Raw genomic sequence first — 24,143 nt, forward strand, 5'->3', positions numbered from 1 at the left:
CATAAGTATTTTTCACAATTTATGGCTTGCCACTGCCTTTGGTAATTTATTTAGCTGATTAATCATCAGTTCTGCTGATTTTTGCTCAGCAATCCTTCTGCTTTCACCAGATTGCATAATTTCAGGACAATCTTTCACTTTCACCTGACAGCTCACCACAAAAGTCTGATTGGGTGCATTACCAATGGTTTCTAATAGCTCATAATGTGGCAAATCTAACTGCTTGGCTTGAAGCCACTCTTGCAAGCGACTTTTAGCATCCTTCAGCATTTTTTGCTCACTTACACTGTTTATTAAATCGCCGTACCATGATAATACGCATGCTCTAACCACCTCAATATCGCCACTATCAAGGTATATTGCACCAATCAGTGATTCAACGGTATCTGCCAAAATTGAGGCTCTTTGTCTACCACCGCCTTTACGCTCACCAACACCAAGAATTAAGTAGTCAGACAGCTGAAGCGATTGCGCAATTTTAACCAACGACTCTTGACGAACCAAGGTAGCACGCATGCGCGTTAGTTGCCCTTCTTGATGTTCAGGGTAACGCTGATACAAGGCTTCGCCAATAATCATACCCAATAAAGCATCGCCTAAAAACTCCAAACGCTCGTAGTTTGTTTTACTATTAAACGAACGGTGCGTTAAGGCAAGTTGAGGTAAATTAACGTCTTTAAAGGTATAGCCCAAGCTATTACCTAAAACCTGTAACTGACGCACAAGCTTTAATGACAGTTTAACTGATTTGTTAACTGCTCTGGGTTTACGATTGGTTTCTGTTTCAATTGGTTTATTCAAAATGTTGCCTACATTCTACAAAATTCTGTTAGTTTATGATGGGTTAGTCGATGCTGCCATTTCTGCTAAAGCTTGGCATTTTTAGTCCAGCTTCTTTATGCATCCAAATATAGCTGGCTTTACCTGCTAAATTTTTATCTGGCACAAAACCCCAAAACCGCCCATCTTTACTGCTATCACGGTTGTCACCCATCACAAAATATTGTTCTTCTGGTACTTTAATTTGCCATTGCTTACCTTCGGTTGCTACGACACTTGGTGAGTGCTCACGCAAAAAAGTCGCATCAAGTCTCGCTGCGCTTTCAAAACCGTCAATATCACGGATAAGATGGGTATGTTCCCCTATTTTTTCTTTTGAATAGCTAACCAAACTTTCTTCATATTGGCTTAATTTTATGGCTTGTTGCTCGTTAAGTGTTTCATTATTAATTTCTATCCCTTCAGGATACAAGCCATTCACCAGTGCTTCATTGGCGGTAAAGTCAACTTGTTCTGTTGGCATTGCCTCACCATTGATTGATAACACCCCATTATCATAGCTTACTGTATCCCCTGGCAAACCAATCACTCGTTTAATATAGTATTGTTTGGGATTTTCAGGAAAACGAAATACCGCCACATCACCATGCTGTGGACTACCTGTATCTAAAACTTTGGTGTTAAGTAAAGGCAAACGCAAGCCATAAGCGGTTTTATTTACCGTAATAAAGTCACCGGTATACAGTGTTGGTACCATAGACGATGACGGGATGTTAAATGGTTCAACAATAAATGAACGAACAATAAGCACCACCATCAAAATGGGGAAGAAATCATAAGCTTGGCGCACAGTAAAAGATTCTTGCCCTTTCCCACGTTGTTTACGCTGACGTAAAATAAATTTATCAGCCAGCCAAATCGCCCCTAATATTAAGGTTAATGGTACTAAAATTAAATTAAAATCAAAATCCATGAAGGTACCTTATCCTATTAATCATCAACTTTAAGAACTGCTAAAAACGCTTCTTGCGGGATTTCTACACTGCCCACTTGCTTCATACGCTTTTTACCTTCTTTTTGTTTTTGTAGTAGTTTTTTCTTACGCGACACATCACCACCATAACATTTAGCAGTAACATCTTTACGCATCGCTTTTACCGTACTACGTGCGATGATTTGGCTACCAATCGCTGCTTGAATCGCCACATCAAACATCTGGCGAGGAATCAGCTCTTTCATTTTAACAACCAACTGATTGCCACGGAAACGCGCATTATCCTGATGGACAATCATTGCTAAAGCATCTACTTTATCGCCATTAATTAACACATCAACACGTACCAATTTATCTGCTTCGTATCGTTCAAAACCATAGTCTAATGAGGCAAAACCACGAGATACCGACTTAAGACGATCAAAAAAGTCCATGACTACTTCACCCATTGGAATATCAAATATCAACTGAACCTGATTGCCCATAAAACGCATGTCTACTTGCACGCCACGACGCTCGATACACAAAGTCATCACATTGCCAAGGTAGTCTTGTGGTACAAGAATATGACAGCGGGCAATTGGCTCACGAAACTCTTGAATAACCCCTACATCTGGTAACTTACTTGGGTTATCTACATGAATCACATCCCCATTTTTCTTTTCAATTTCATAAATTACCGATGGGGCGGTCGTAATCAAATCAAGATCATATTCTCGTTCCAAACGCTCTTGAATGATTTCCATATGGAGCATACCAAGAAAACCACAGCGGAAACCAAAACCTAGGGCATCTGAAGTATCTGGCTCAAAAAATAATGCCGCATCGTTAATTTGTAGTTTTTGCAAAGCTTCACGGAACTTCTCAAAATCACTAGAATCTACAGGGAACATACCAGCATATACCTGAGGCGTGACTTGTTTAAATCCAGGAATGTTTTCTACATCTGGCGTTTTGTCATGGGTAATCGTATCACCAACCGGAGCACCTTGAATGTCTTTAATACCCGCAATAACAAAACCCACCTCCCCTGCTTCTAACACACCTGTTTCTAGAGGTTTTGGTGTGAATACACCAATTGAGGTAACTGGATGTGCCTCTTTTGTTGATTTGATATAAATTTTATCACCTTTTTTAAGACGACCTTGACGCACACGCACCAGTGACACCACGCCCAAATAGTTATCAAACCAAGAGTCGATAATCAATGCTTGAAGTGGTGCGTCTCTATCTCCCTCTGGAGACGGAATACGCTCTACTAAAACCTGTAAGAGCTCATCAACACCCAATCCCGATTTTGCCGAAACACGTGGGGCTTCATCCGCCTCAATCCCAATAATATCTTCAATTTCTTGAATGACACGCTCAGGTTCTACTTGTGGTAAATCGATTTTATTTAAAACAGGTAAAACTTCTAACCCTTGATCAACCGCTGTATAGCAATTCGCAACAGATTGAGCCTCGACCCCTTGTGCTGCATCAACCACTAACAAAGCCCCTTCACAGGCGGCTAGTGAACGAGAAACTTCATAAGAAAAATCTACGTGTCCTGGCGTATCAATAAAGTTAAGCTGATACTTCTCACCATTTGGGTGGTCATAATATAGAGTAACAGACTGTGCTTTAATGGTAATGCCTCGCTCTCGCTCAATATCCATTGAATCTAAGACCTGCTCTTGCATTTCTCTATCCTGTAATGCGCCACACATTTGAATGAAGCGATCTGCCAGTGTAGATTTACCGTGGTCGATATGAGCAATGATGGAAAAATTACGAATGTTAGTTAATGCCGTCACTAAAGCCTACTTATGTCTATCAAAATTAATTACAAATTTTTAAAAATTAAATTAAAAAAATCAGCCATGTTTAACTGACTGATTATAACAAGGAAACGCTTAGAGCGTCATTAATATTAATGAAAACAAACTAAATTTATGATTTATTCTTTGATTGTTTTAATAATTGGACTGATTTGGTTTTATTTTGATACTCATCCATCCAAGGAGACTTACCATAAAATGAACCATTAAGCTGATTTTCTTCAATTAAGTATTCACGAAACCTGAGATAAAATTCATTGTCTGGCTGTTGCGGATTTATCCAAAACTCATCTAATGGTTTTTGGTCAGTTAACTTTTCTACATTATAAATCGCACGTCCCATCAACTTAATTGGCTTTTTATGATAAATTGACTGAAGTCCTGTTGTACTATTCACCGTTACCATACCAAGGCTATTTCTTATCAGCGTTGGTAAATGCATATCACAACCGTAATGCACACGCTCAGCAACACCAAGTTGATGTGCAAGTTGCGCAATATATTTACGGTAATCTCTATGCCCTCTATCAAGTGGATGATGTTTAAAAACTAGATGATGACTTGCATCTGCATGGCTGGCAAAGCTACTTACCACCTCATTAATAAAATCTTTCACATCCGTGTAATCACTATGATGTGTGATTTGTGTATCTTTATGTACTTGCAGAGTACAGACAAAATACGCCTTTTTATGCTGCGCTATCATTTTTTCTAACAAACGTTGATCACGCGCATGGTCCCGTATTTTACGATAAGGTGCTTTTATCCACGCTTTTGCTTCTTGAATGGCCGTTAATCCACGATAATGATAATAGTTTGGATACTTTTTTTTGTTTAGCCTAACAACAATATAGTAAATAATCGCCGCCCAACACAAACGATAAAACCGATTATTGGTATAAAGTGGTTTGTCATGTGCTTTTGGCAAATTATGGATTTTATTAACATCTAGACGAGAAAAGCCGTTAATACCGTGCTCTTCAAAAGTGATATAGTCAGGTCTAAGATAGCCTTCTTCAAATACAAAAAAGCTGGTTTTAGATTGCTCACAGTATTCGGCAGCCTTTAAATGATGTGGACGACAATCACCAAAGCAGACGATCGCATCAATATCATGCGTTTCGACAAACTTAGCTAACCAGCCATCAAACTCATCAACCGCTCCCTTATAGTCGTAAGCATTATCATGCTGATAAAAAAAGGCATCACCAGCATTAAAATTAATTTTACTAACCGCTATATTTTGATCTAATAAAAAAGAAGCAAACCGACTAAAGGATGACCCCATTTTGCCCTGTAGCAACAATACATGCTGATAGGTTAACAAGCGTTGCATAGAGGTGGTTTTCATGGGTAATAATTGCCTAGAATTTCGCTATAAAAAGCATCTTAAGAAACGTCGCTATAATAGCATAAATGGCTGTATCTGTATTGTAACAAAGTTTTAATTTTTATTGGCTTCGGCTTTTAATGCGATTTCGTATTTGCATAAACCTTAACTTGCTTTGTCCAACAAGTTTACTGATTAACTTTTGTTTTTGCGGAGTTTGTTGGCTATTTTCGTTTTTATATAAATAATCTATCACTTGCTCTACTTGCGCAAGCCCATAGCCACCGGGTAAGCGGTATAAAGGATATTCAATTAAGGTACAATAAATGAGTTGGTTTAAAGTTAAATCGACATGACGTTCTCGCCGTTTTAAAAAATTTGATTTAGGCATAATATCTGAGTCTATATCATTTGTTAGCCCCCATCCAGCATAAAATGGCAACCCATAACAAGTTACCTTTTTTTCCCTCAATAAAGCTTCAAACCCTGTTAAGGAGCTGATTGTATGCACCTCATCAATTAACGCTAAGCAATCTGGCATAGCAACATCATGGGCAACTGCATCTGCTAAACCTAATGTGGCTTTATCTACCTTGCCCGTTCGCAATCCTGCTTCTACATCCGGATGTGGTTTATACACAATATAGGCATTCGGGTTATCAACACAAACGCGTTTAATTAACTCAGCATTTTTTGTAATCATAGAACCACAAAATTGGACCGACAAATCATCTTCTACTTGCCCAACGACTAATATTTTATGCTTTTTCGTTGTTTGTATTGCTTTTAGCCAATGTAATTTATCAGCATTTATTTGGTTGCCAACATTATACTTACTTACTTTATTGGCGAGCATATATTGATGTAATTTTTCTGCTCTGGCATTTTGTTGTTCAGTTAACGGAAGGCTGTTTTTTAACAAACCTTCTAAATCAGATGGTTCTGTTGCATTATAATAAATACCTTGTTTATCCAACACAACAGACAAAGGCGCAAGTAATGTTGCACCTAAGCCGTTTGAACGAATAAAGCCATCTTCCATACAATAAACGTGGTTACTTGTTTTGTGTTCACCGATTTGTAGGCGCTTTGCAAGCCCCCAAACTAAAAATGGACTGTTATTATTTACAAAATAATGATTCGGGTTTGCTAAATTGTTTAGCTTTTGTTTTGGCTTAAAAAATAGTTGGGTTTTAGGAAAGCCAACAAACGCTTTTACAAATGGAAACTTCCATTGGCTAAACTCATAAACCATTAAATTACCTTGTAGAAGGTTATGCCACCTACTGTTGGTAATCAGCCAATCCATCGCCGTATCAATGTCACAACTGACGCCACTGGCAGGATCAACATATTTGCTATAATCAATATATGCTGCAAAAAATAACTGCTCAATAGTAGGTAGCAATGCTTCTGAGTCATGTAAGTTATGACTACCTAATGAATCATTGTGACGTTGTTTAACCTTCTTTAATAGCTTCTTAGGTGCTTTACTATCGTCTGTTAAACCCCAGCCTGCGTACCAGTTAACGCCATAACAATGTACAACTTTATTTAATAATAATGCTTCAAATCCCATATGTGAACTCACTGTATAAACTGCTGCTACCTGCTGCAATAAAGCAATCGGGTTCATTTTTTCAGTTAATATGTGAATCCGTTTTATATGTTTTTTAGGTAAACTTAATTGAGTTAAATACCCTTTTTTGCCTGCAGGATGTGCTTTAATCCAAATATGAGCGTCAGGATGATTTTTACAGGCATCCTTTAGCATATTTTTAAACTGTTGTTTGTTTGCTCCCGCTCCTTTAATTGAAGCGTCGTCTAATACTTGATCAATTAATAAAATATGAGGAGTGTCGGCATTTATGCCAGCTAGCATAGATAAAACTGGAGCCGTCAGTATTTCATTATACTTTGAGAGTTTATGTGAGATAATTTTATCAATAAGATAACGTGCATAATCTTGATGTTGTTCAGACCAAATGCTGTCATCTTTTTTTTGAGTAATTCTCTGTGTTACAAGTTGTTCTAATCTAGAAGGATTTTCCAGATCGAAATAAATGCCTAGATCATCAACGACCAGACTCACAGCATGACGACTATTTACCCCTGAGTCTAACGATCGCAAAAAACCATCTTCTATACTAAAGACCTTTACATTTAATTTTTTTGAGGCTTTAAGAGCTCTATAGTAACTCTTTTTTCGTCCCCAACCAATAAAAGCAGATGGTAAATAATCACGTTGCACTTTTAAAGACCAAGGATACCAACGCACAACGCCTGATTCCAATGTCGCTTCAAGCAAGTCATTATTGGTAATCATACCTTTACCAACTACCGCTAAATTTGGCGGTAGTTTCAGCTGATTTTTATTAGGTACATTCAAATTTAAGGTCATTTATTATGTCATATACAAAATTATTAGGCGACTTCTATAAGCCTAAAACAACCTTAGTGGCAATAGCAATTTGATAGAATATTTGCGATAAACCACGAGCAATTTCAACATTTTTGGTTTTAATTTTAGGCAGTACCATAATTTCATCACCTTGCTGAATTCGGTATGCTGTATTAACAACCTGAGTCTCACCATTTTGATGTACAACTAAAATTTCTTCTTCATCTGCATTATTGTTGAAGCCCCCTGATTTAGCAACATAATCACCAACCGTTAAATCAGGATTAAAAGTAAGCGCGCCCTGTGCAAGTACCTGACCATTAACCGTAATCACAGAAGTTTTTTCTGGTATTTCAATGATATCACCCTGTTGTAAAATAATATCCTGCCAAGAGTCCTCGACTACAACAATGCGTCCATCTGTTTTAACTTGTCTGGCTTTTGCGATAAATTGTTTTATTAAATTAGCATCATCTTGACGTAATTCCGCTTCTTCTCGTGTTGTTGATTGGCTCGCTAAAGTCATTTCTTCTAATCTATTTAATGACTCATTAATCAATTTTTTCTGCTTTTCAGCAACTGAAGCACGATAAATGGTTAAATTTTCTAAATTAGCCAGCTCAGTCGGTTGTAACTGAGGAATCACATCTTTTAAATGTGTGCCATTTTTAACAATTAAAGCGCCATTGCCAGTATGGGCGCCTTTCACTTGTACAGCAATCGTACCTGCATAGCGATCTGATGATACCACCAAATGATCACCACGCGTAACTTGCATAGAACTTAGTCTTGAATCATTTAGTGGATAATATTCCGACACTTGCTCACGACCAGAAAAATCAACACCACGAGTGATACTCACATGCGTTGCATCTGTGTCAATCGCCGCCATTCTTAGCGCTTCTACAACCGTTTTTGGGCGATCTTTATTAAACTCATAGGTATATTCATTTTTTACACTACCAGATACCGAATACGTATGTTGCTGTGGAGACACTTTAATGACATCGCCATCTCTAAATGCAAACGGTTGCAATGCACCAAATAATAAAAAGTCATACAAATTAACATCTATCATTTTGCGCCCGTGTCGTATAACTTGAATGCTAATATAACTTCCGCTTTGCGGATCCACACCACCCGCCCTATCGAGATATGAAATAGCAGAGTCTGCTGCTAAACCACCATAATAACCTGGTTGATTAACAAACCCAGTGACAAATACTTTAACCGGTTGTGCTTCTTCAAGCGCTGCATACACGCCAACATTCGCGCGGTAAACACTACGAACTGCGGCTTGGACTACATTCTGAAGTTTACCGTTTGATACACCTTGTAAACGAACTGGTCCAACGTTTGGTAAAAAGATATTGCCTTGTGGATCAACCGTCATAGTTGCAGCAAACTGATAAGCGCCCCACATACGGACTTGGACGTTATCTCCTGGATTAATCACATAGCTTTGATTAAAACTAGAACCGGCACCTGTTGCAAATGCCCCTCGAAACAATTGCGAACCAAACATGTTAGCATCTTGGCTATTTGAATCTTGATAGCCATTTTGATAAGCATTTGTTGAATTGTAAATAATTGAACTTGAAGGCATGCTTGCTGCCGCAACTGCTTCAGCTGTAGTAGTACTATCTGTATTTGCTAAGCCTTCATTATTAACACTCATATTTGCGTTGCTACCAAATGTGGTCGTTGCAGCGATTGATTGAGTAACCATCAGCGCACATATGGCAACGGTTAATGGATATTGCTTGTTCATAAGCAGCTTCCTGTCTATATTTATCTATCTCAGTATTTCAATCAAGATGCCAACCAATCTATACCAAAATATAAGTGTAAAATGTATACATTGTGTTGGAAAAATAATTTACTATCGTTTCATATTCTTAACGTTTAACAAATTAATGGCTCTATTAATTTAATTACTATGATCTTTAATAACAGCCATCACTAAACGGACAAAACCGTACAAAATAAGTAACAATGCTAATGATGTGCCGATAATGTACCCTTTTCTTGGATACAAAGCTTCTTCTGCTTGATAAGGCGCAGAGATCACCACCAGATTTTTCATTTTACGAAAAGCTTCAAGCTTTGCCTGTTCATAAGACGAAAGCGCAACTTTGTACATTTCTGAAGCAAATTCTACTTCAGACTTAATAGTCTCAAACTGAATTGTTTGTTGGCTTAATTTTACATTGGAGTTAGAGGTTAATTTAGCACGTTCCTCTTGAATTTGTGTTTCAACAGCCCTTATCTGACTGGCAATAGAAACCAACTCTGGCGCATTATCATTTAAGTAACTTCGTTTTTGTCGTTGTTCTGTGCGTAAACTTGCCAGTTGCGCTTGCAAATTACCAATTAATTGATTAACCATAGCTGCATTAGTCTGCGGATCAAAAATTTGATTTTTATTTTGATATTGCAACATCCATGACTTTTTAGCATCTAAGTCTTTTTTTGATTCATCTAATTGTTTTTTTGCATACTGTAGTTGCTCAACTGCAATTTTATTAGACATCTGATTAATAAACTGCTCTGAAAGACCTAAAATAGCTTTATTAAGTTCCACACTATATTCAGCATCAAAACCTTCTGTCGTAACAGAAAGTACTTTTGTTTGCTCATCAAGATCGATATGCACACGTTTTTTAAAATACTCTAGAAGCTCTTCTTGACTGGCATCTTCAGACAATTCATAAATAAAATCTTTGCCATTTATATAATATGCATTATGAAAATCAAATTTTGTGTCTAATCGTTTAACCATATCATTTGACAAAATAAATTGCGTCAAATAATTGGCATCTTCACTACTTGTGTTATTAACGCCTAATAAAGCAGCAAATCCTCCATTGGGAGATACTTGTGTATCACTAACTTGCTTTACCACAACTTCAGAAGTCGATGTATAACGTGGTTGCGCAATAAACACCACGTAGAAAATCACTAATAACCACGGGATGATGACCAAAAAGGAAAATAAGCTAAAGCTTACAAGATTTCTAGACCATTTATCTTTAAATCTTTTGTTCTTGATTGATTGCTCATTCTTTTTTGGTGCTTCTGCCTTTGGCTTTGGTGCTTCTGCCTTTGGCTTTGGTGCTTCTGCCTTTGGCTTTGGTGCTTCTGCCTTTGGCTTTGGTGCTTCTGCCTTTGGCTTTGGTGCTTCTGCCTTTGGCTTTGGTGCTTCTGCCTTTGGCTTTGGTGCTTCTGCCTTTGGCTTTGGTGCTTCTGCCTTTGGCTTTGGTGCTTCTGCCTTTGGCTTTGGTGCTTCTGCCTTTGGCTTTGGTGCTTCTGCCTTTGGCTTTGGTGCTTCTGCCTTTGGCTTTGGTGCTTCTGCCTTTGGCTTTGGTGCTTCTGCCTTTGGCTTTGGTGCTTCTGCCTTTGGCTTTGGTGCTTCTGCCTTTGGCTTTGGTGCTTCTGCCTTTGGCTTTGGTGCCGCTACAGATTCAGCTGATACATTATCTTTCACTATTTTTACCCCAGCAATCAAACTTAGTTTGCACGTGACTTATGGACATGCTCTTTATAAACCTCAATCGCTTCTTTTGTATTTGTAAACACTTTTGCTGATTGATTCATTAAAACAACCCCAATATCACAGTTTCTTTCAATATCACCCAAATTATGTGACACCACTAAGAAACCGGCCTGTTTTCTCCGTGCTTCCAATATTTCTTCACTTCTTTTTCTAAATGCCGCGTCTCCAACAGCACCCGCTTCATCCAACATATAATAGTCAAAATCAAAGGCCAAACTTAACCCAAAAGTTAAACGCGACTTCATACCTGATGAATAACTTTTAACCGGCATATCAAAATATCGACCAATATCTGCAAATTCTTCTACAAAACGTATTTTTTCATCAATGAATGCGCCGCTTGAATATAAACGACAAACAAAACGAACATTTTGGCGACCTGTTAAACTCCCTTGAAATCCACCGGCCACACCTACCGGCCAAGAGATCGTTGAGTCTGTCTCGACAACGCCAGAATCAGGTCGATCTAAACCGCAGATAATACGTAATAAAGTTGACTTACCGGCACCATTGCGTCCAAGTAAGCCAACACTTTGCTTATCTTCAATAGTTAAATTTAAGTCTTTAAATAAATAATGCCTGCCCTTTGGTGTCATAAACGACTTAGTGACATTCTTAAGTGTAATCATCTGCTTATCTTCTAATCTTATTTAAATAACCTTTAATATTATTTTGCGCGTATTAAATCTCGCTCAAATGCTTTGTACATTAATAAGCCAATAAGATCAACTGTCAACATCCATTTAATAAAATACATAAAATCAATATGATAATATGGATAAGAGGGTGCTAGTGAATGTCTAATCAGTTCTAAATTATGTACAAAAGGAATATATAACAAATAATTTATATATGGTTCAGGAACAATTGTGATTGAATAAATAACCCCTGATGTAAAATATAAAATAGTAAAGATCAGACTCACTACTTTACCAATCTCCCCGCCATAATACCCAATCATCATCATAATCAGGGCAAACCCCAAACTAAATAAAAACATGGTGAGCCAGCACAGTAACACAACATCTAAATGTGAAAAACTAATCCCTATACCCAAAAATGCCAATAAAGTTAATAATAAAACAAAAGTGAAAAAATAAATAACCAACTCTAAAAAGGAACGCGCAAAAATCACATCAAAATGCCTAACAGAACGATACATCAATAAACCTTTATTTGCTTCAACCGCACCTAAAGATCTATTGGCAATACGCCTAAACATTTGATATGGCACCAAGCCCGCTACCAAAAATAGCATATAATCAATACCTGGCATTACCCGATGCATAATTGCACCGAAAAAGATTAGATATACAGTAACCTGAAATAAAACTTCTAATGGCGCCCATAAATAACCCAATCGAAAACTACCAAAACGTGTTTGTAACTCACGCATTAAAAGAGCATGAAAAGCTGCACCCATAACTTTTAAGCCACTGCGTCTTTTTACGGGTCGATAAGGAGGTAGTTCAATAGACATACTAAAATTCTATTTATAATTCATTTAGAAACATTTTAGGATAATACCACAATCGCCAAAAGCATTGGATATTAAACGCTGAAAAGTTAATATTTGGTATAAAAAATAACAAATATTAACTTTTTAGTAAAAAAAAAGTCAGTAACTATTTAATTAGTTACTGACTTTATAAAAATGGTGGCGATGGAGAGACTTGAACTCTCGACCTCACGATTATGAGTCGTGCGCTCTAACCAGCTGAGCTACATCGCCAAATTTTGTGTTTTAAACAACACACTGCATTTAGAGGTGCGTATTATGCCTAAGACTTATCACATCGTCAAGCCTAAATTAGCATTTTATTTAAAAAAGTTAACACAGACTAAATCTGGGGCATTAAACAATTAATAATATGGTAAACCGATAAGCCGGGTTCTGTCGTGGACGATCATTCATCTAGGCATATTATTGCTAATACGCTCGAGCAACCTACCCGTATCCAACGCGGGTCACGCCGTATGGATACCTATTTGGTCTTGCTACATGTGGAGTTTACCTTGCCACGGTCTGTTACCACCCGTGCGGTGGGCTCTTACCCCACCCTTTCACCCTTACCTAAAGCTTGAAAAATCAAGACTCAGGCGGTTTCCTCTCTGCTGCACTTGTCGTCGGATTACTCCGCCCAGCTGTTAGCTGGCACATTACCCTGCGTAGCCCGGACTTTCCTCCTATTAGCTATTTAAAAAATAGCAACAGGCGATCGTCTGGTTTACCAAGTGGCGAATTATAACAGAGATTTATCTAAAAAAGGGAGCTTTCAAACATTTAATTGCCTAGTTTTTTAGCAAAGGCTTGTTGTACACATGCAGGCACAAGTTTGCTTACATCACCGCCAAGCTTTGCAACTTCTCGTACCATTGTAGATGAAAGGTAAGAATAGTCTTGCGAGGGGGTTAAAAATACGGCTTCAAAATTATCATCTAATGCTCGGTTCATATTTGCAAGCTGAAATTCATATTCAAAATCAGACATCGTACGCAAACCGCGCAAAACAGCCGTGGCATTTTGATCTTGCATAAAATCCACCAACAACCCCTCAAAACCAATAGCAGATACGGTGGGGTAATCTTTAAAACAAGTCTGAACTAACTCAATTCTTTCATCAAAATTAAACGTTGGTTGTTTGTGGTGTCCAACCGCAACCGCAATAACGACTTCATCAAACAGCTTAGCGGCTCGTTTTACCAAATCAACATGGCCATTAGTAATGGGATCAAAAGTACCTGGATATAAAACTTTGGCATGTTGAGGTGTTTTTGATTGAGACATATTTTCACCACTTTGGATAAATAAAATTAATTTATTCTAGCAAAAAATAACCATTTATAAAATAAAAGCATACATTCTATTCATAAACTGGTAATAAAAACTTAAAGCTTGGAGATTTAGTCAAATAATTAATAAAAAGCCCAATATAAAAAATATTCTTTTTTGGAATTTATATAAATCTTTTTATTGTTAAAAATAATTTAGCACTACTGATAGCATAATCCTCAATCTAGATTACCTTATTTCAATAGATATATATTCTCCTTAGAGGTCACTAATTATGAAAGCTTTTAATAGTAAGTCGAACACAACATCAACAAAAAAACTGAGTCAATTTACAGGGCTTGGTATAACAGCAATCACCCTTGGTTTGGTGGGTTGTGGTGGTTCTAACTCTGATGCTAACACAGCAGCTAAAACAGAAGTTGAGGCAACAACATCAGAAACAAACAACGCAAGCTCTGCTGAAGGCAATATTGAGTTATTAAATGTCTCTTATGACGTGGCTCGTGACTTTTATAAAGACTATAACCCCAAGTTTATTGAACATTATAAAGCTGAACATCCAGAAGCTAACATTACCATTAAACAATCACATGGTGGCTCAAGTAAGCAGGCACTGTCTGTTGCCAATGGATTACAAGCCGATGTCGCTACCATGAACCAAGGTTCTGATATTGAGTTGTTAGAAGAAAAAGGCTTGGTTGCAAACGATTGGGAACAACAGTTCCCTGACCATGCTGTGCCCTTTACCAGTACCATCGTATTTTTAGTGCGTAAAGACAATCCTAAAGCAATTACAGGTTGGGAAGACTTAACAAAAGACGGGCTAGAAATCGTGATGGCAAACCCAAAAGTGACAGGTAATGGACGTTATGCCTTCTTGGGTGCTTATGGTTATGGCTTGCATAAATTTAATAACGATGAAACCAAAACCAATGAACTTGTTAAAGGGATTTTGGACAACGTTAAAGTCTATGAAAATGGTGGTCGCGCAGCAACAACAACCTTTGCTCAACGTAACATTGGCGATGTGTTAATCACTTTTGAGAATGAATCAAACTTGGCTAAAAACAAATTTGCACAGGGTCAAGTCGACATCGTTTATCCAGACTACTCGATTAAATCAGAAAGCCCAGTTGCCATTGTAAACACAGTAACCGAGAAAAAAGGCACAACCGATGCCGCCAAAGCATACCTAGATTATCTATGGAGTGAGCCTGCTCAACAGTTAGCGGCTGATTTATACCTACGACCAAGCGTACAAGCCGTGCTTGAAAAAAATGCTGATAAATTACCACCGGTAGAAACCTTCCGCCCTGCCGATGTATTTGGTACTTGGGGTGAGATTATGCCAAAGTACTTTGCTGATGGCGGTGTTTTTGATGAGCTAACTAAAAAATAATTGAGTCCCCACGCGCTTGTAAATGAGTAAGCGCGTGGTGAAGGACGGATAAAATGAAAACTCAAAACAAAAAACGCCGTATCTTACCTGGTTTTGGGTTAAGCCTCGGTATTAGTATATTCAGTTTATCACTTTTGGTGGTTTTGCCCTTTGCCATGATGGCATATACCACCACACAAATGGGCTTTGATAAGTTCATTACCACCATTACTCAACCTCAAGTATTCCATGCTATTAAGCTGTCGATTCAGATGGCAGGGCTTGCGATGCTCACCAATATGGTATTTGGTACTTTGGTGGCGTGGGTATTGGTTCGCTATGATTTTGTTGGTAAATCGTTGATGAACGCTTTGGTTGATTTACCATTTGCGTTGCCCACGGCAGTCACTGGTATTTCACTTGCAACGCTCTATGCGCCTAATGGATTGATTGGACAGTGGTTTGACAAAATTGGTATTAAAGTGGCATTTACTCCCGTGGGTATCTGGCTTGCCTTGGTTGTGGTTAGTTTTCCATTTATTGTGAGAGCCGTTCAACCAGTACTTGCCGAGCTATCGGTAGAATTTGAAGAAGCAGCAGCCGTTTTGGGGGCTAGTCGTCTCCAAACATTTTTTCAGGTGGTGTTCCCTGAACTACTCCCAGCTTTATTGATGGGTGCTGGCATGATGTTTGCTCGTGCCACAGGAGAATACGGCTCAGTGATTTTTATTGCAGGGAACATACCCATGCAGTCTGAGATTTTACCATTAATTATTATTGGTAAGCTTGAAATGTTTGATGTTGCTGGGGCATCAGCCGTTGCATTATTCATGCTATTAATTTCGTTTGTGATTTTATTGTCAATCAATATTATGCAGTGGCGATTGTCTCGACGAGTCGGTGCAAAGTAATTTTGCTTTGCCTGACTGTCGTGAACAAAACGGGTGACCAAAATGCATAATTTACAGAAAAATTTAAACAAACTAAAACAAAAATAGAACCCTGTTATCTGATTGTATGTTTGGCTCCAAGATTACGGAGCTGTCTGCCAGTCTGGTTTTATTTTAAATAAAGAATAAACAAGGTATTTAATATGACATCAAACTTAGTTCCGCCACATGGCAGCGATGTTCTTAAGCCACTTTTGTTAGAGGGTCAAGCACTACAAGACGCTCAAGCAAAAGCAGCCAATTTAACCAGCATCACCATCAGCTCTCGTGAGCGTGGCGATTTAATTATGCTTGGTATTGGTGGTTTTACCCCACTAGATGGTTTTATGAACCAAGCCGACTGGCAAGGTGTTTGTGATGAAATGACATTACAAACTGGCAATAACAAAGGGCTTTTTTGGCCTATTCCAATCACCCTTTCTGCTTCAAGTGAAGAAGCCAGTCCACTTAACATTGGTGATGAGATTGCCCTAAAAGCCGAAGATGGCGAAGTCATGGGCGTGCTAACACTGTCAGAAAAATACAGTATTGATAAAGCGCATGAGTGCCAGAGCGTGTTTGGAACAACCGAAACAGAACATCCTGGTGTGCAAAAAGTGATGGAACAAGGCGATGTCAATTTAGCTGGCTCAGTACAGGTGTTTAGTCAGGGTGAGTTTCCTAGCGAATATGCTGGCATTTATATGACACCGGCAGAAACTCGTGCCATTTTTGAAGAAAAAGGCTGGAAAAAGGTTGCTGCGTTTCAAACTCGCAACCCAATGCACCGTTCACATGAATATTTGGCAAAAATTGCCGTTGAAATTTGTGATGGCGTGATGATTCATTCATTATTAGGTGCCTTGAAACCTGGTGATATCCCTGCCGAAGTTCGTCAACAAGCCATTGGTACACTCATTGACAACTACTTTAAAAAAGATACGGTCATTCAATCTGGCTATCCATTAGATATGCGTTATGCAGGACCTCGTGAAGCGTTATTACATGCGTTATTCCGTCAAAATTATGGCTGTACTGATTTGATTGTTGGTCGTGACCACGCAGGCGTTGGTGATTACTACGGTGCATTTGATGCTCAGGATATTTTTGATGAAATCCCAGATAACGCCATGAAGACCAAACCGCTAAAAATCGATTGGACTTTTTGGTGTAATGCTTGTGGCACCATGGCATCAACCAAAACTTGCCCTCATGACGCCAAGCATCATGTCAAAGTATCTGGCACCAAGCTGCGTAAGGCGCTATCAGAGGATGAACCAGTACCAGATAACTTTAGCCGCCCAGAAGTGTTGCAAATCTTACGGGATTATTATTCAACCATCGAAAAAGCAGACCGTGCAAAAGTTGAGCTAAAAGGTCACTCGGCACAGTAATCGACTTTTTAAAAAAGCAAGCCTATCTAATATCGAAGGATAACAAGACAATGACGACTGGACAAACAAACACCAAAGCAACCAATATTGTGTGGCATGATGCCGCTGTTTCGGCAGAAGAACGCTGGGAGCGACTATGCTCTAAACCTTGCGTACTATGGTATACCGGCTTGTCAGGTTCTGGAAAATCTACGCTTGCCAATGCGGTTGACCGCCTGTTACATGACCAAGGCTATGCCACTTATTTATTAGATGGCGACAACATCCGTCATGGCTTAAACAAAGACCTCGGTTTTACCGATGATGACCGCATTGAAAACATTCGTAGAATTACTGAAGTCAGCCAATTATTTAATGATGCTGGGTTGATTGTTTCTACAGCGTTTATTTCCCCTTTTGTTTCTGACCGCCAATCAGCAAGAGAAATTGTGGGTAAAAACTTTATTGAGATATTTGTTGATACGCCATTAGATGAATGTGAAAAACGAGACCCTAAAGGGCTTTATAAAAAAGCCCGTGCTGGTGAGATTCCAAACTTTACTGGTATTGATTCTCCCTATGAGCCACCAGTCAACCCTGAACTCCATTTACAGACAACAGGGCTGACCATTGAGTCGGTAGCAAATCAAGTGGTTGATTACTTGGTTGCGCATGACTTCGTTCATAAAGCCAGTTAATCAGTTAACCACCTCATATTCATAAACCAAAAAATAAGCCACTTATGCAATCAGTTAATAACTACCCGTATCAAAATAATCCAGCCACAAAAGATAGCCCTTGGCTACGTTGGTTATTTATTGGGCTGGCAATGGCGTTTATGGGGCTCATGCTGCTGGTGCCTTTGTTTGCTGTTTTTTATGAGGCGTTTAAAGAAGGCTGGCAATTGTATCTTGCCTCATTAATTGAGCCTGAAGCCCTTGCTGCCATTAAGTTAACCTTAATCACCGCAGCAATTGTGTTACCAATTAACATGATAATTGGTCTGGCAGTCGCATGGCTGGTCACGCGTTACAACTTTAAAGGCAAACAACTATTAACCACGATTTTGGATTTACCTTTTTCGGTATCACCAGTGGTGGCAGGTTTAATGTTTGTGCTGCTATTTGGTGCCAATTCATTGGTTGGCGGCTGGCTTGAATCTTTGGGTATGCAAGTGATATTTGCCACGCCTGGCATTGTACTGGCGACCTTGTTTGTTACTTTTCCTTTTGTTGCCCGTGAGTTAATCCCTGTGATGCAATCACAAGGCGATAGCGAAGAACAAGCAGCACTGATTTTAGGCGCAAATGGTTGGCAAGTATTTTGGCATGTGACTCTGCCAAACATCAAATGGGCATTACTGTATGGACTGATTTTGACCAATGCTCGTGCCATGGGAGAGTTTGGTGCCGTGAGTGTGGTGTCGGGACACATCCGTGGCGAAACCAACACCATGCCATTATTGGTAGAAATTGCCTATAACGAATATCAATTTACCGCTGCCTTTGCATTATCGAGCCTGTTGGCGGTACTGGCATTAGTGACCTTGCTGCTACAGTATTTTATGAGTGATAAGCAAGATTGATTGTATCGCCCATTTTAAAATGACGATGAAAACAAAAAACTGGATATCCACAAAAGATTACAAATCTAGGTATTACAATGAGTATAGACATTAACCATGTACATAAGCAATTTGGCAGTTTTGTTGCCTTACAAGACATTAACCTAAGCGTACCCACAGGCAAAATGACCACATTACTGGGACCTTCAGGATGTGGAAAAACCACCTTGCTTCGTATCATTGCTGGGTTAGAGTATGCAGACAGTGGCAAAATTTTGTTTGATGGTGATGATGTGACCGATGTCCCTGTGCAGCATCGTCATATTGGTTTTATGTTCCAACACTACGCCCTATTTCGTCATAAAACCATTGCCGAAAATATCGCGTTTGGTCTAAAAATGCTGCCTAAATCCAAACGCCCGAGTAAAGCTGATATTCATAAAAAGGTAAGTGATTTATTAGAGTTAGTACAGCTGCCTCACTTAGCCGCATCGTATCCGCATCAATTATCTGGCGGACAACGTCAACGTATTGCATTGGCACGGGCACTGGCAGTAGAACCTAAGCTGCTGCTGCTTGATGAGCCTTTTGGCGCACTAGATGCAAAAGTACGTAAAGAGCTAAGAACATGGCTAAAAGACATCCATCATGAACTGGGTATCACCAGCATCATGGTAACCCACGACCAAGAGGAAGCAAGAGCGGTTGCGGATGAAATTGTGGTAATGAACCATGGTGTGATTGAACAAATTGGTTCTCCTGATGAGCTGATTGCCAACCCAGCCAATGAATTTGTCGCAGACTTTTTAGATTTATAAAATCTTCTGCCACAAATTCATCTCGTTAACTATATCATCATCTTAGGGTAATGCTGGTTTATTTGTTATAATAGCCTCTCGACTTACCATAATTTTTTATGGTAAGAATTAACTCTTAAATGAGGTTGGTTTTTACACGTTTAAATAAACGATGTAAAAATAATGAGAGGTACCCTTACCATGGCTAAAAAATCAAAAAAGCCTGAAAATCAAATCTGTGCCAATAAAAAGGCACGTCATGAATACTTTATTGAAGAAACCTTTGAAGCAGGGCTTGTTTTAGAAGGCTGGGAAGTCAAGTCTATCCGTGCAGGAAAAATGAGTATTACCGAAGCCTACGTCACCTTAAAAGATGGCGAGGCATTTTTGTTTGGCGCAACCATTCAGCCACTTATTACCAGTTCAACGCATGTCAGTCCTGACAATATCCGAACCCGTAAATTACTGTTAAACCGCCGTGAAATTGACAAACTTTTTGGTGCCGTTAATCAAAAAGGCTTTGCCTGTGTTCCTTTATCTTGCTATTGGAATAAGTCGTTAGTGAAGTGCCAAATTGCCCTGGCTAAAGGTAAAAAACTACACGATAAACGCAAAACCGCACAAGATAGAGACTGGCAACGTGATAAAGAACGTGGGTTTAAACAAGATTTAAAGTAAAACGCTTTAGGGTAAATAATAGATGCATACCCTAGTTTGCCAAACACTTTCTAAATATCATTAATACATGACATTGATACGCCATCTTTATTTACTTAGATGGCGTAGCCTTTTTTTATACCATATCAACAATCTACACTTAAAGATAGCATCATCAATGATGTCATAACTGTCATTCATCATAGACAGCCTTTAAACATTTAATCACAAAACCTATCAGCTTCCTTACTCAAAACCAACCCAATCCATGTTAAAATACCCACTAAATAACTCAACTTTATAAATTAGCCAATCTATCTACAGATGAGCCAAAATCATGTCCGCCGAAACCTTTGCCAAACAAGCCTTTAGACAAGGCATTCATCGCCCATTATTTGACTATGACAAGTACTGGGCAAGTTGCTTTGACCCTGCGCCATATCTACCAATGAGCCGAGCGGAGATGGACGCACTGGGCTGGGATGCCTGTGATGTGATTATCGTTACAGGCGATGCCTACGTCGACCACCCAAGTTTTGGCATGGCAATTATCGGACGCTTACTAGAATCACAAGGGTTTAGAGTTGGCATTATTTCTCAGCCAGACTGGACAAGCAAAGACGACTTTATGAAGCTTGGCAAGCCTGTTTATGCTTATGGCGTAACCGCTGGCAACATGGATAGCATGATTAACCGCTACACCGCAGACCGTCGTATCCGTAGCGATGATGCGTACTCACCAGACAACGCACCAGATAAACGTCCTGACCGTGCTTCTATTGTGTACAGCCAACGTTGCCGTGAAGCATATTCTGACGTGCCTATTATTTTGGGTGGTATTGAGGGCAGTCTTAGACGCATCGCCCACTATGATTATTGGTCGGATAAAGTACGTCGCAGTATTTTGCTTGATAGCCGTGCTGACATTTTGTTATATGGTAATGCCGAACGAGCAATTGTCGATGTGATGCATGGACTGTCAAAAGGCTATAGCCTAGAACAGCTAAGCAAAATCCGTGGCACAGCCTATCTATCAACTGCCAACAAACGCCACTGGCAAGCGGATATGACCGAAATAGCCAGTAATGATGTGGATACCATAGGACGAGTTGACCCCATCATCAACCCCTATGTGATGATGGAAGATGTAGACAACTGTAATATTGAGCAAGATAAATCCACAACCTCTCAGTATCAAGGCTTTAAACCCGAAAAGGTAGCGAATAAAGTCATCAACGCTGAGCAAGTAAATGATGACGTGCAAGTGGTGCAACTACAAGGTGGTAAAGACAGTCAAAACAACGCTTTTGTATCAGCAAATTCATCGCTTTCAACCATCGAAAACGGGGCGGATTTAAAAACTACCAAATCAAAGACTGCCCTTAAACACAAACGCCCGATGCCAGCCAGAGACAAATCGGTCATCCGCTTGCCTGATTTTGAAGCAGTAAAAGCAGACCCTGTTTTATACGCCCATGCCAGCCGTATCTTACACATGGAAACCAACCCTGGTAACGCGCGTGCTTTGGTGCAACGTCATGGCGGTAGTTCATCTAATAAAAATGATCAACACGCAATAGACGTGTGGCTCAACCCACCGCCAATTCCGCTATCAATGGAAGAGATGGATTATATTTTTGACTTGCCTTATGCTCGTCTGCCCCATCCAAGCTATGGCGATGCTAGAATCCCCGCTTATGACATGATTAAACTGTCGGTTAACATCATGCGTGGGTGTTTTGGTGGTTGTACGTTTTGCTCAATTACCGAACACGAAGGGCGTATCATTCAAAACCGTTCAGAAGCATCCATTCTGGCAGAAGTGGAGCGTATCAAAGAAACTGAACCCAGCTTTACTGGGGTGATTTCTGACCTTGGTGGTCCTACTGCCAATATGTATCGCTTGCATTGTAAAGATGAAAACATCGAGAAAAACTGCCGTAAACCCTCTTGCGTCTATCCTGATATTTGTGGCAACTTACTGACTGACCACAGCCATTTAACCCAGCTATACCGAAAAGCCCGTGACATCGATGGTGTGAAAAAGATTTTAATTGCATCAGGGCTACGCTATGACTTAGCAGTAAAAGACCCAGAATATGTGAAAGAACTGGTGACTCACCATGTGGGTGGTTATCTAAAAATTGCCCCTGAGCATTCAGAAGAAAATACCTTAAGCAAAATGATGAAACCAGGTATGGGGACTTATGATGCGTTTAAAGAAATGTTTGACCAATTTAGTCGTGAAGCAGGCAAAGAGCAGTATTTAATCCCCTACTTTATTGCTGCCCATCCCGGCACAACCGATGAAGATATGATGAACCTAGCCATTTGGCTAAAGCGTCATGACTTCCGTGCTGACCAAGTGCAAGCTTTTTATCCAAGCCCAATGGCAACTGCCACTGCCATGTACCACAGCCATAAAAATCCGTTAAAAAAGGTAACGCGTAGCAGTGAAGACTTGACCATTACCAAATCTGGCAAGCAACGCAAACTGCATAAAGCTTTTTTACGTTACCACGACCCAAAAAATTGGGGTATTTTGCGTGAGGCATTGAAGCGGATGGGACGTGAAGATTTAATTGGCAATAGTAGCCGTCATTTGATTCCTGAATTTAATGCGCGCCTTGAAGGTCAAGAAGGCTATCAATCTGCCCGTAAGAAAAACAGCTCAGCTTACTCATCTAAGAGTGGTGACTCAGTAAAACGTCGTAGCAATCAAAAAAATGGCAAGCCTTCAAGCAAGACCAAAAAGCCTTATGCCAATAAACGTAAACCTGTCAAAAAAGGCAACTTTCAGACACAACATACTGGTTTACCGCCAAGAAAAAGCAAATAGCTTACCATTAAAAAAAAGAAGACTGATTCAGGATTGTCAGTCTTCTTTTGTCCCTGTTTAAAAGGCAAATAATATTATTGTTTAAAAACTTCAAACTTAACTATTAACCCTTATAATTTAAGACACTCAATTATCATTACATTTAAAAGGATTTATCATGTCTTCTCCTATCTTAAACAAAGCCACCATTGTTTTGCTAGCAATTAGCACTGCGGCTTGCACCAGTGTACAAGCGGTTAACCAAAATAACGCTTCTACCGCAAGTACAGCAACAGTAATAGACACCACATCACTCAGCACATACAATTTAGACCCACACCATAGTAATGTGCGCTTTGCCATCAACCACATGAATACCAGCACCATGACGGGTGGTTTTTATGAGCTAACAGGCACGGTAAAGTATAGTGCTAAAGCCCAAACTGGCTATGTCAAAATAAACATACCAATGGAGAGCATGCACACCATTAGTAAACAATTTACCGAGCATCTAAAAGGTAAAGATTTTTTTGATACAACCACTTATCCAACGGCTACCTTTGAGTCTAACAAATGGTATTTTGATAACAAAACCCACCCAGAAAAAGTCACCCAAATTGATGGTAACCTAACCCTGCATGGTATTACACAACCAATTACATTAACTGCAACCAGCTTTAATTGTTATTTTAACCCGATTGCTAAAAAAACGGCTTGCGGTGGTGACTTTACAACCACCATAGATAGAACAAAATGGAAAATAGACAAATACGTATTACTGGGCATACCGAAAGAGGTTAAACTAGATATAGAAATAGAAGCCCTCAAGCAATAAAATGACAATACAGCCTGTCAAAAACAAATGAGACACTCAAGCAACACTCATTAACATAATGCCCAAACACCCCTTTACGTTTTTTGCTAAACTAAAAATCATGATCGATGTTTAATA

20 protein-coding genes, 1 tRNA gene and 1 other RNA gene are annotated in these 24,143 nt (G+C 39.3%); 10 read left to right on the forward strand and 12 right to left on the reverse strand.

Translation table 11 applies throughout. The features are described from left to right. Window positions 1–12 precede the first annotated feature (12 nt). The 7 genes from rnc to VH441_RS05390 form a co-directional block, all read right to left on the reverse strand. Window positions 13–738, reverse strand: a complete 726-nt coding sequence (gene rnc, locus VH441_RS05360; RefSeq protein WP_434354363.1) for a ribonuclease III — start codon at window positions 736–738, stop codon at window positions 13–15. Window positions 739–844: 106 nt separating this feature from the next. Beyond that, window positions 845–1,753 carry a signal peptidase I gene (gene lepB, locus VH441_RS05365; RefSeq protein ID WP_434352641.1) on the reverse strand — a complete coding sequence of 303 codons (909 nt, stop codon included), beginning with the start codon at window positions 1,751–1,753 and terminating at the stop codon, window positions 845–847. A 17-nt stretch (window positions 1,754–1,770) separates the two neighbouring features. Next, entirely contained in the window at window positions 1,771–3,570 is a 1,800-nt protein-coding gene (gene lepA / locus VH441_RS05370; RefSeq protein WP_434352642.1) for a translation elongation factor 4, read from the reverse strand. Between the two features lie 136 nt (window positions 3,571–3,706). Further along, window positions 3,707–4,945, reverse strand: a complete 1,239-nt coding sequence (locus tag VH441_RS05375) for a capsule biosynthesis protein (RefSeq protein WP_434352643.1) — start codon at window positions 4,943–4,945, stop codon at window positions 3,707–3,709. Window positions 4,946–5,045: 100 nt separating this feature from the next. Beyond that, complete coding sequence (locus VH441_RS05380) at window positions 5,046–7,325, reverse strand: capsular polysaccharide biosynthesis protein (RefSeq protein WP_434352644.1); 2,280 nt, start codon at window positions 7,323–7,325, stop codon at window positions 5,046–5,048. Between the two features lie 34 nt (window positions 7,326–7,359). After that, window positions 7,360–9,096 carry a polysaccharide biosynthesis/export family protein gene (locus tag VH441_RS05385; RefSeq protein WP_434352645.1) on the reverse strand — a complete coding sequence of 579 codons (1,737 nt, stop codon included), beginning with the start codon at window positions 9,094–9,096 and terminating at the stop codon, window positions 7,360–7,362. A 159-nt stretch (window positions 9,097–9,255) separates the two neighbouring features. Continuing rightward, a complete protein-coding gene (locus VH441_RS05390) occupies window positions 9,256–10,272 on the reverse strand; it encodes a capsule biosynthesis protein (protein ID WP_434352646.1) in 1,017 nt (338 codons plus the stop codon). 28 nt (window positions 10,273–10,300) lie between these two features. Between VH441_RS05390 and VH441_RS05395 the strand changes: the two genes are divergently transcribed. Continuing rightward, entirely contained in the window at window positions 10,301–10,900 is a 600-nt protein-coding gene (locus VH441_RS05395; RefSeq protein WP_434352647.1) for a hypothetical protein, read from the forward strand. Here VH441_RS05395 and VH441_RS05400 read toward each other — a convergent pair. The 5 genes from VH441_RS05400 to coaD form a co-directional block, all read right to left on the reverse strand. Then, window positions 10,836–11,510: an ABC transporter ATP-binding protein gene (locus VH441_RS05400; RefSeq protein ID WP_434352648.1), complete on the reverse strand. Its 675-nt coding sequence runs from the start codon at window positions 11,508–11,510 to the stop codon at window positions 10,836–10,838. The genes VH441_RS05395 and VH441_RS05400 overlap by 65 nt on opposite strands. A gap of 38 nt (window positions 11,511–11,548) precedes the next feature. Beyond that, window positions 11,549–12,361, reverse strand: a complete 813-nt coding sequence (locus VH441_RS05405) for an ABC transporter permease (protein WP_434352649.1) — start codon at window positions 12,359–12,361, stop codon at window positions 11,549–11,551. A 175-nt stretch (window positions 12,362–12,536) separates the two neighbouring features. Beyond that, window positions 12,537–12,613: transfer RNA gene (locus VH441_RS05410), tRNA-Met, on the reverse strand. Window positions 12,614–12,748: 135 nt separating this feature from the next. Next, window positions 12,749–13,116: RNase P RNA component class A (gene rnpB, locus VH441_RS05415), an RNA gene on the reverse strand. 49 nt (window positions 13,117–13,165) lie between these two features. Then, entirely contained in the window at window positions 13,166–13,669 is a 504-nt protein-coding gene (gene coaD, locus VH441_RS05420; protein WP_434352650.1) for a pantetheine-phosphate adenylyltransferase, read from the reverse strand. Window positions 13,670–13,949: 280 nt separating this feature from the next. Between coaD and VH441_RS05425 the strand changes: the two genes are divergently transcribed. The 9 genes from VH441_RS05425 (at window position 13,950) to VH441_RS05465 (ending at window position 24,026) form a co-directional block, all read left to right on the forward strand. Then, entirely contained in the window at window positions 13,950–15,074 is a 1,125-nt protein-coding gene (locus tag VH441_RS05425) for a sulfate ABC transporter substrate-binding protein (RefSeq protein ID WP_434352651.1), read from the forward strand. Between the two features lie 53 nt (window positions 15,075–15,127). Then, window positions 15,128–15,964: a sulfate ABC transporter permease subunit CysT gene (gene cysT, locus VH441_RS05430; RefSeq protein WP_434352652.1), complete on the forward strand. Its 837-nt coding sequence runs from the start codon at window positions 15,128–15,130 to the stop codon at window positions 15,962–15,964. Window positions 15,965–16,146: 182 nt separating this feature from the next. Continuing rightward, window positions 16,147–17,376: a sulfate adenylyltransferase gene (gene sat, locus VH441_RS05435; protein ID WP_434352653.1), complete on the forward strand. Its 1,230-nt coding sequence runs from the start codon at window positions 16,147–16,149 to the stop codon at window positions 17,374–17,376. 50 nt (window positions 17,377–17,426) lie between these two features. Then, window positions 17,427–18,053, forward strand: a complete 627-nt coding sequence (gene cysC / locus VH441_RS05440) for an adenylyl-sulfate kinase (protein WP_434352654.1) — start codon at window positions 17,427–17,429, stop codon at window positions 18,051–18,053. Between the two features lie 44 nt (window positions 18,054–18,097). Then, a complete protein-coding gene (gene cysW / locus VH441_RS05445; RefSeq protein WP_434352655.1) occupies window positions 18,098–18,940 on the forward strand; it encodes a sulfate ABC transporter permease subunit CysW in 843 nt (280 codons plus the stop codon). Window positions 18,941–19,017: 77 nt separating this feature from the next. Beyond that, window positions 19,018–19,737, forward strand: coding sequence for a sulfate/molybdate ABC transporter ATP-binding protein (locus VH441_RS05450; protein WP_434352656.1), 720 nt, complete (start codon window positions 19,018–19,020; stop codon window positions 19,735–19,737). Window positions 19,738–19,917: 180 nt separating this feature from the next. Further along, entirely contained in the window at window positions 19,918–20,394 is a 477-nt protein-coding gene (gene smpB / locus VH441_RS05455) for an SsrA-binding protein SmpB (RefSeq protein ID WP_434352657.1), read from the forward strand. A 316-nt stretch (window positions 20,395–20,710) separates the two neighbouring features. Then, the gene (locus tag VH441_RS05460; RefSeq protein WP_434352658.1) at window positions 20,711–23,212 is read left to right on the forward strand and encodes a YgiQ family radical SAM protein; all 2,502 of its coding nucleotides are present in this window, start codon (window positions 20,711–20,713) and stop codon (window positions 23,210–23,212) included. Between the two features lie 157 nt (window positions 23,213–23,369). Beyond that, on the forward strand, window positions 23,370–24,026 hold the full coding sequence (locus tag VH441_RS05465) for a YceI family protein (RefSeq protein WP_434352659.1): 657 nt from the start codon (window positions 23,370–23,372) through the stop codon (window positions 24,024–24,026). Window positions 24,027–24,143: the final 117 nt, after the last annotated feature.

This window comes from Psychrobacter sp. HD31 (assembly GCF_051097895.1).
Classification (GTDB): domain Bacteria; phylum Pseudomonadota; class Gammaproteobacteria; order Pseudomonadales; family Moraxellaceae; genus Psychrobacter.

Coding starts and splice junctions, on each gene's coding strand:
- cysW (WP_434352655.1), top strand. CDS start 18,098: ATGCAATCAGTTAATAACTACCCGTATCAAAATAATCCAGCCACAAAA.
- sat (WP_434352653.1), top strand. CDS start 16,147: ATGACATCAAACTTAGTTCCGCCACATGGCAGCGATGTTCTTAAGCCA.
- VH441_RS05375 (WP_434352643.1), bottom strand. CDS start 4,945: ATGAAAACCACCTCTATGCAACGCTTGTTAACCTATCAGCATGTATTG.
- VH441_RS05425 (WP_434352651.1), top strand. CDS start 13,950: ATGAAAGCTTTTAATAGTAAGTCGAACACAACATCAACAAAAAAACTG.
- VH441_RS05400 (WP_434352648.1), bottom strand. CDS start 11,510: ATGATTACACTTAAGAATGTCACTAAGTCGTTTATGACACCAAAGGGC.
- VH441_RS05460 (WP_434352658.1), top strand. CDS start 20,711: ATGTCCGCCGAAACCTTTGCCAAACAAGCCTTTAGACAAGGCATTCAT.
- VH441_RS05395 (WP_434352647.1), top strand. CDS start 10,301: ATGATGACCAAAAAGGAAAATAAGCTAAAGCTTACAAGATTTCTAGAC.
- VH441_RS05465 (WP_434352659.1), top strand. CDS start 23,370: ATGTCTTCTCCTATCTTAAACAAAGCCACCATTGTTTTGCTAGCAATT.
- VH441_RS05405 (WP_434352649.1), bottom strand. CDS start 12,361: ATGTCTATTGAACTACCTCCTTATCGACCCGTAAAAAGACGCAGTGGC.
- VH441_RS05380 (WP_434352644.1), bottom strand. CDS start 7,325: ATGACCTTAAATTTGAATGTACCTAATAAAAATCAGCTGAAACTACCG.
- cysC (WP_434352654.1), top strand. CDS start 17,427: ATGACGACTGGACAAACAAACACCAAAGCAACCAATATTGTGTGGCAT.
- VH441_RS05385 (WP_434352645.1), bottom strand. CDS start 9,096: ATGAACAAGCAATATCCATTAACCGTTGCCATATGTGCGCTGATGGTT.
- cysT (WP_434352652.1), top strand. CDS start 15,128: ATGAAAACTCAAAACAAAAAACGCCGTATCTTACCTGGTTTTGGGTTA.
- VH441_RS05450 (WP_434352656.1), top strand. CDS start 19,018: ATGAGTATAGACATTAACCATGTACATAAGCAATTTGGCAGTTTTGTT.
- lepB (WP_434352641.1), bottom strand. CDS start 1,753: ATGGATTTTGATTTTAATTTAATTTTAGTACCATTAACCTTAATATTA.
- coaD (WP_434352650.1), bottom strand. CDS start 13,669: ATGTCTCAATCAAAAACACCTCAACATGCCAAAGTTTTATATCCAGGT.
- smpB (WP_434352657.1), top strand. CDS start 19,918: ATGGCTAAAAAATCAAAAAAGCCTGAAAATCAAATCTGTGCCAATAAA.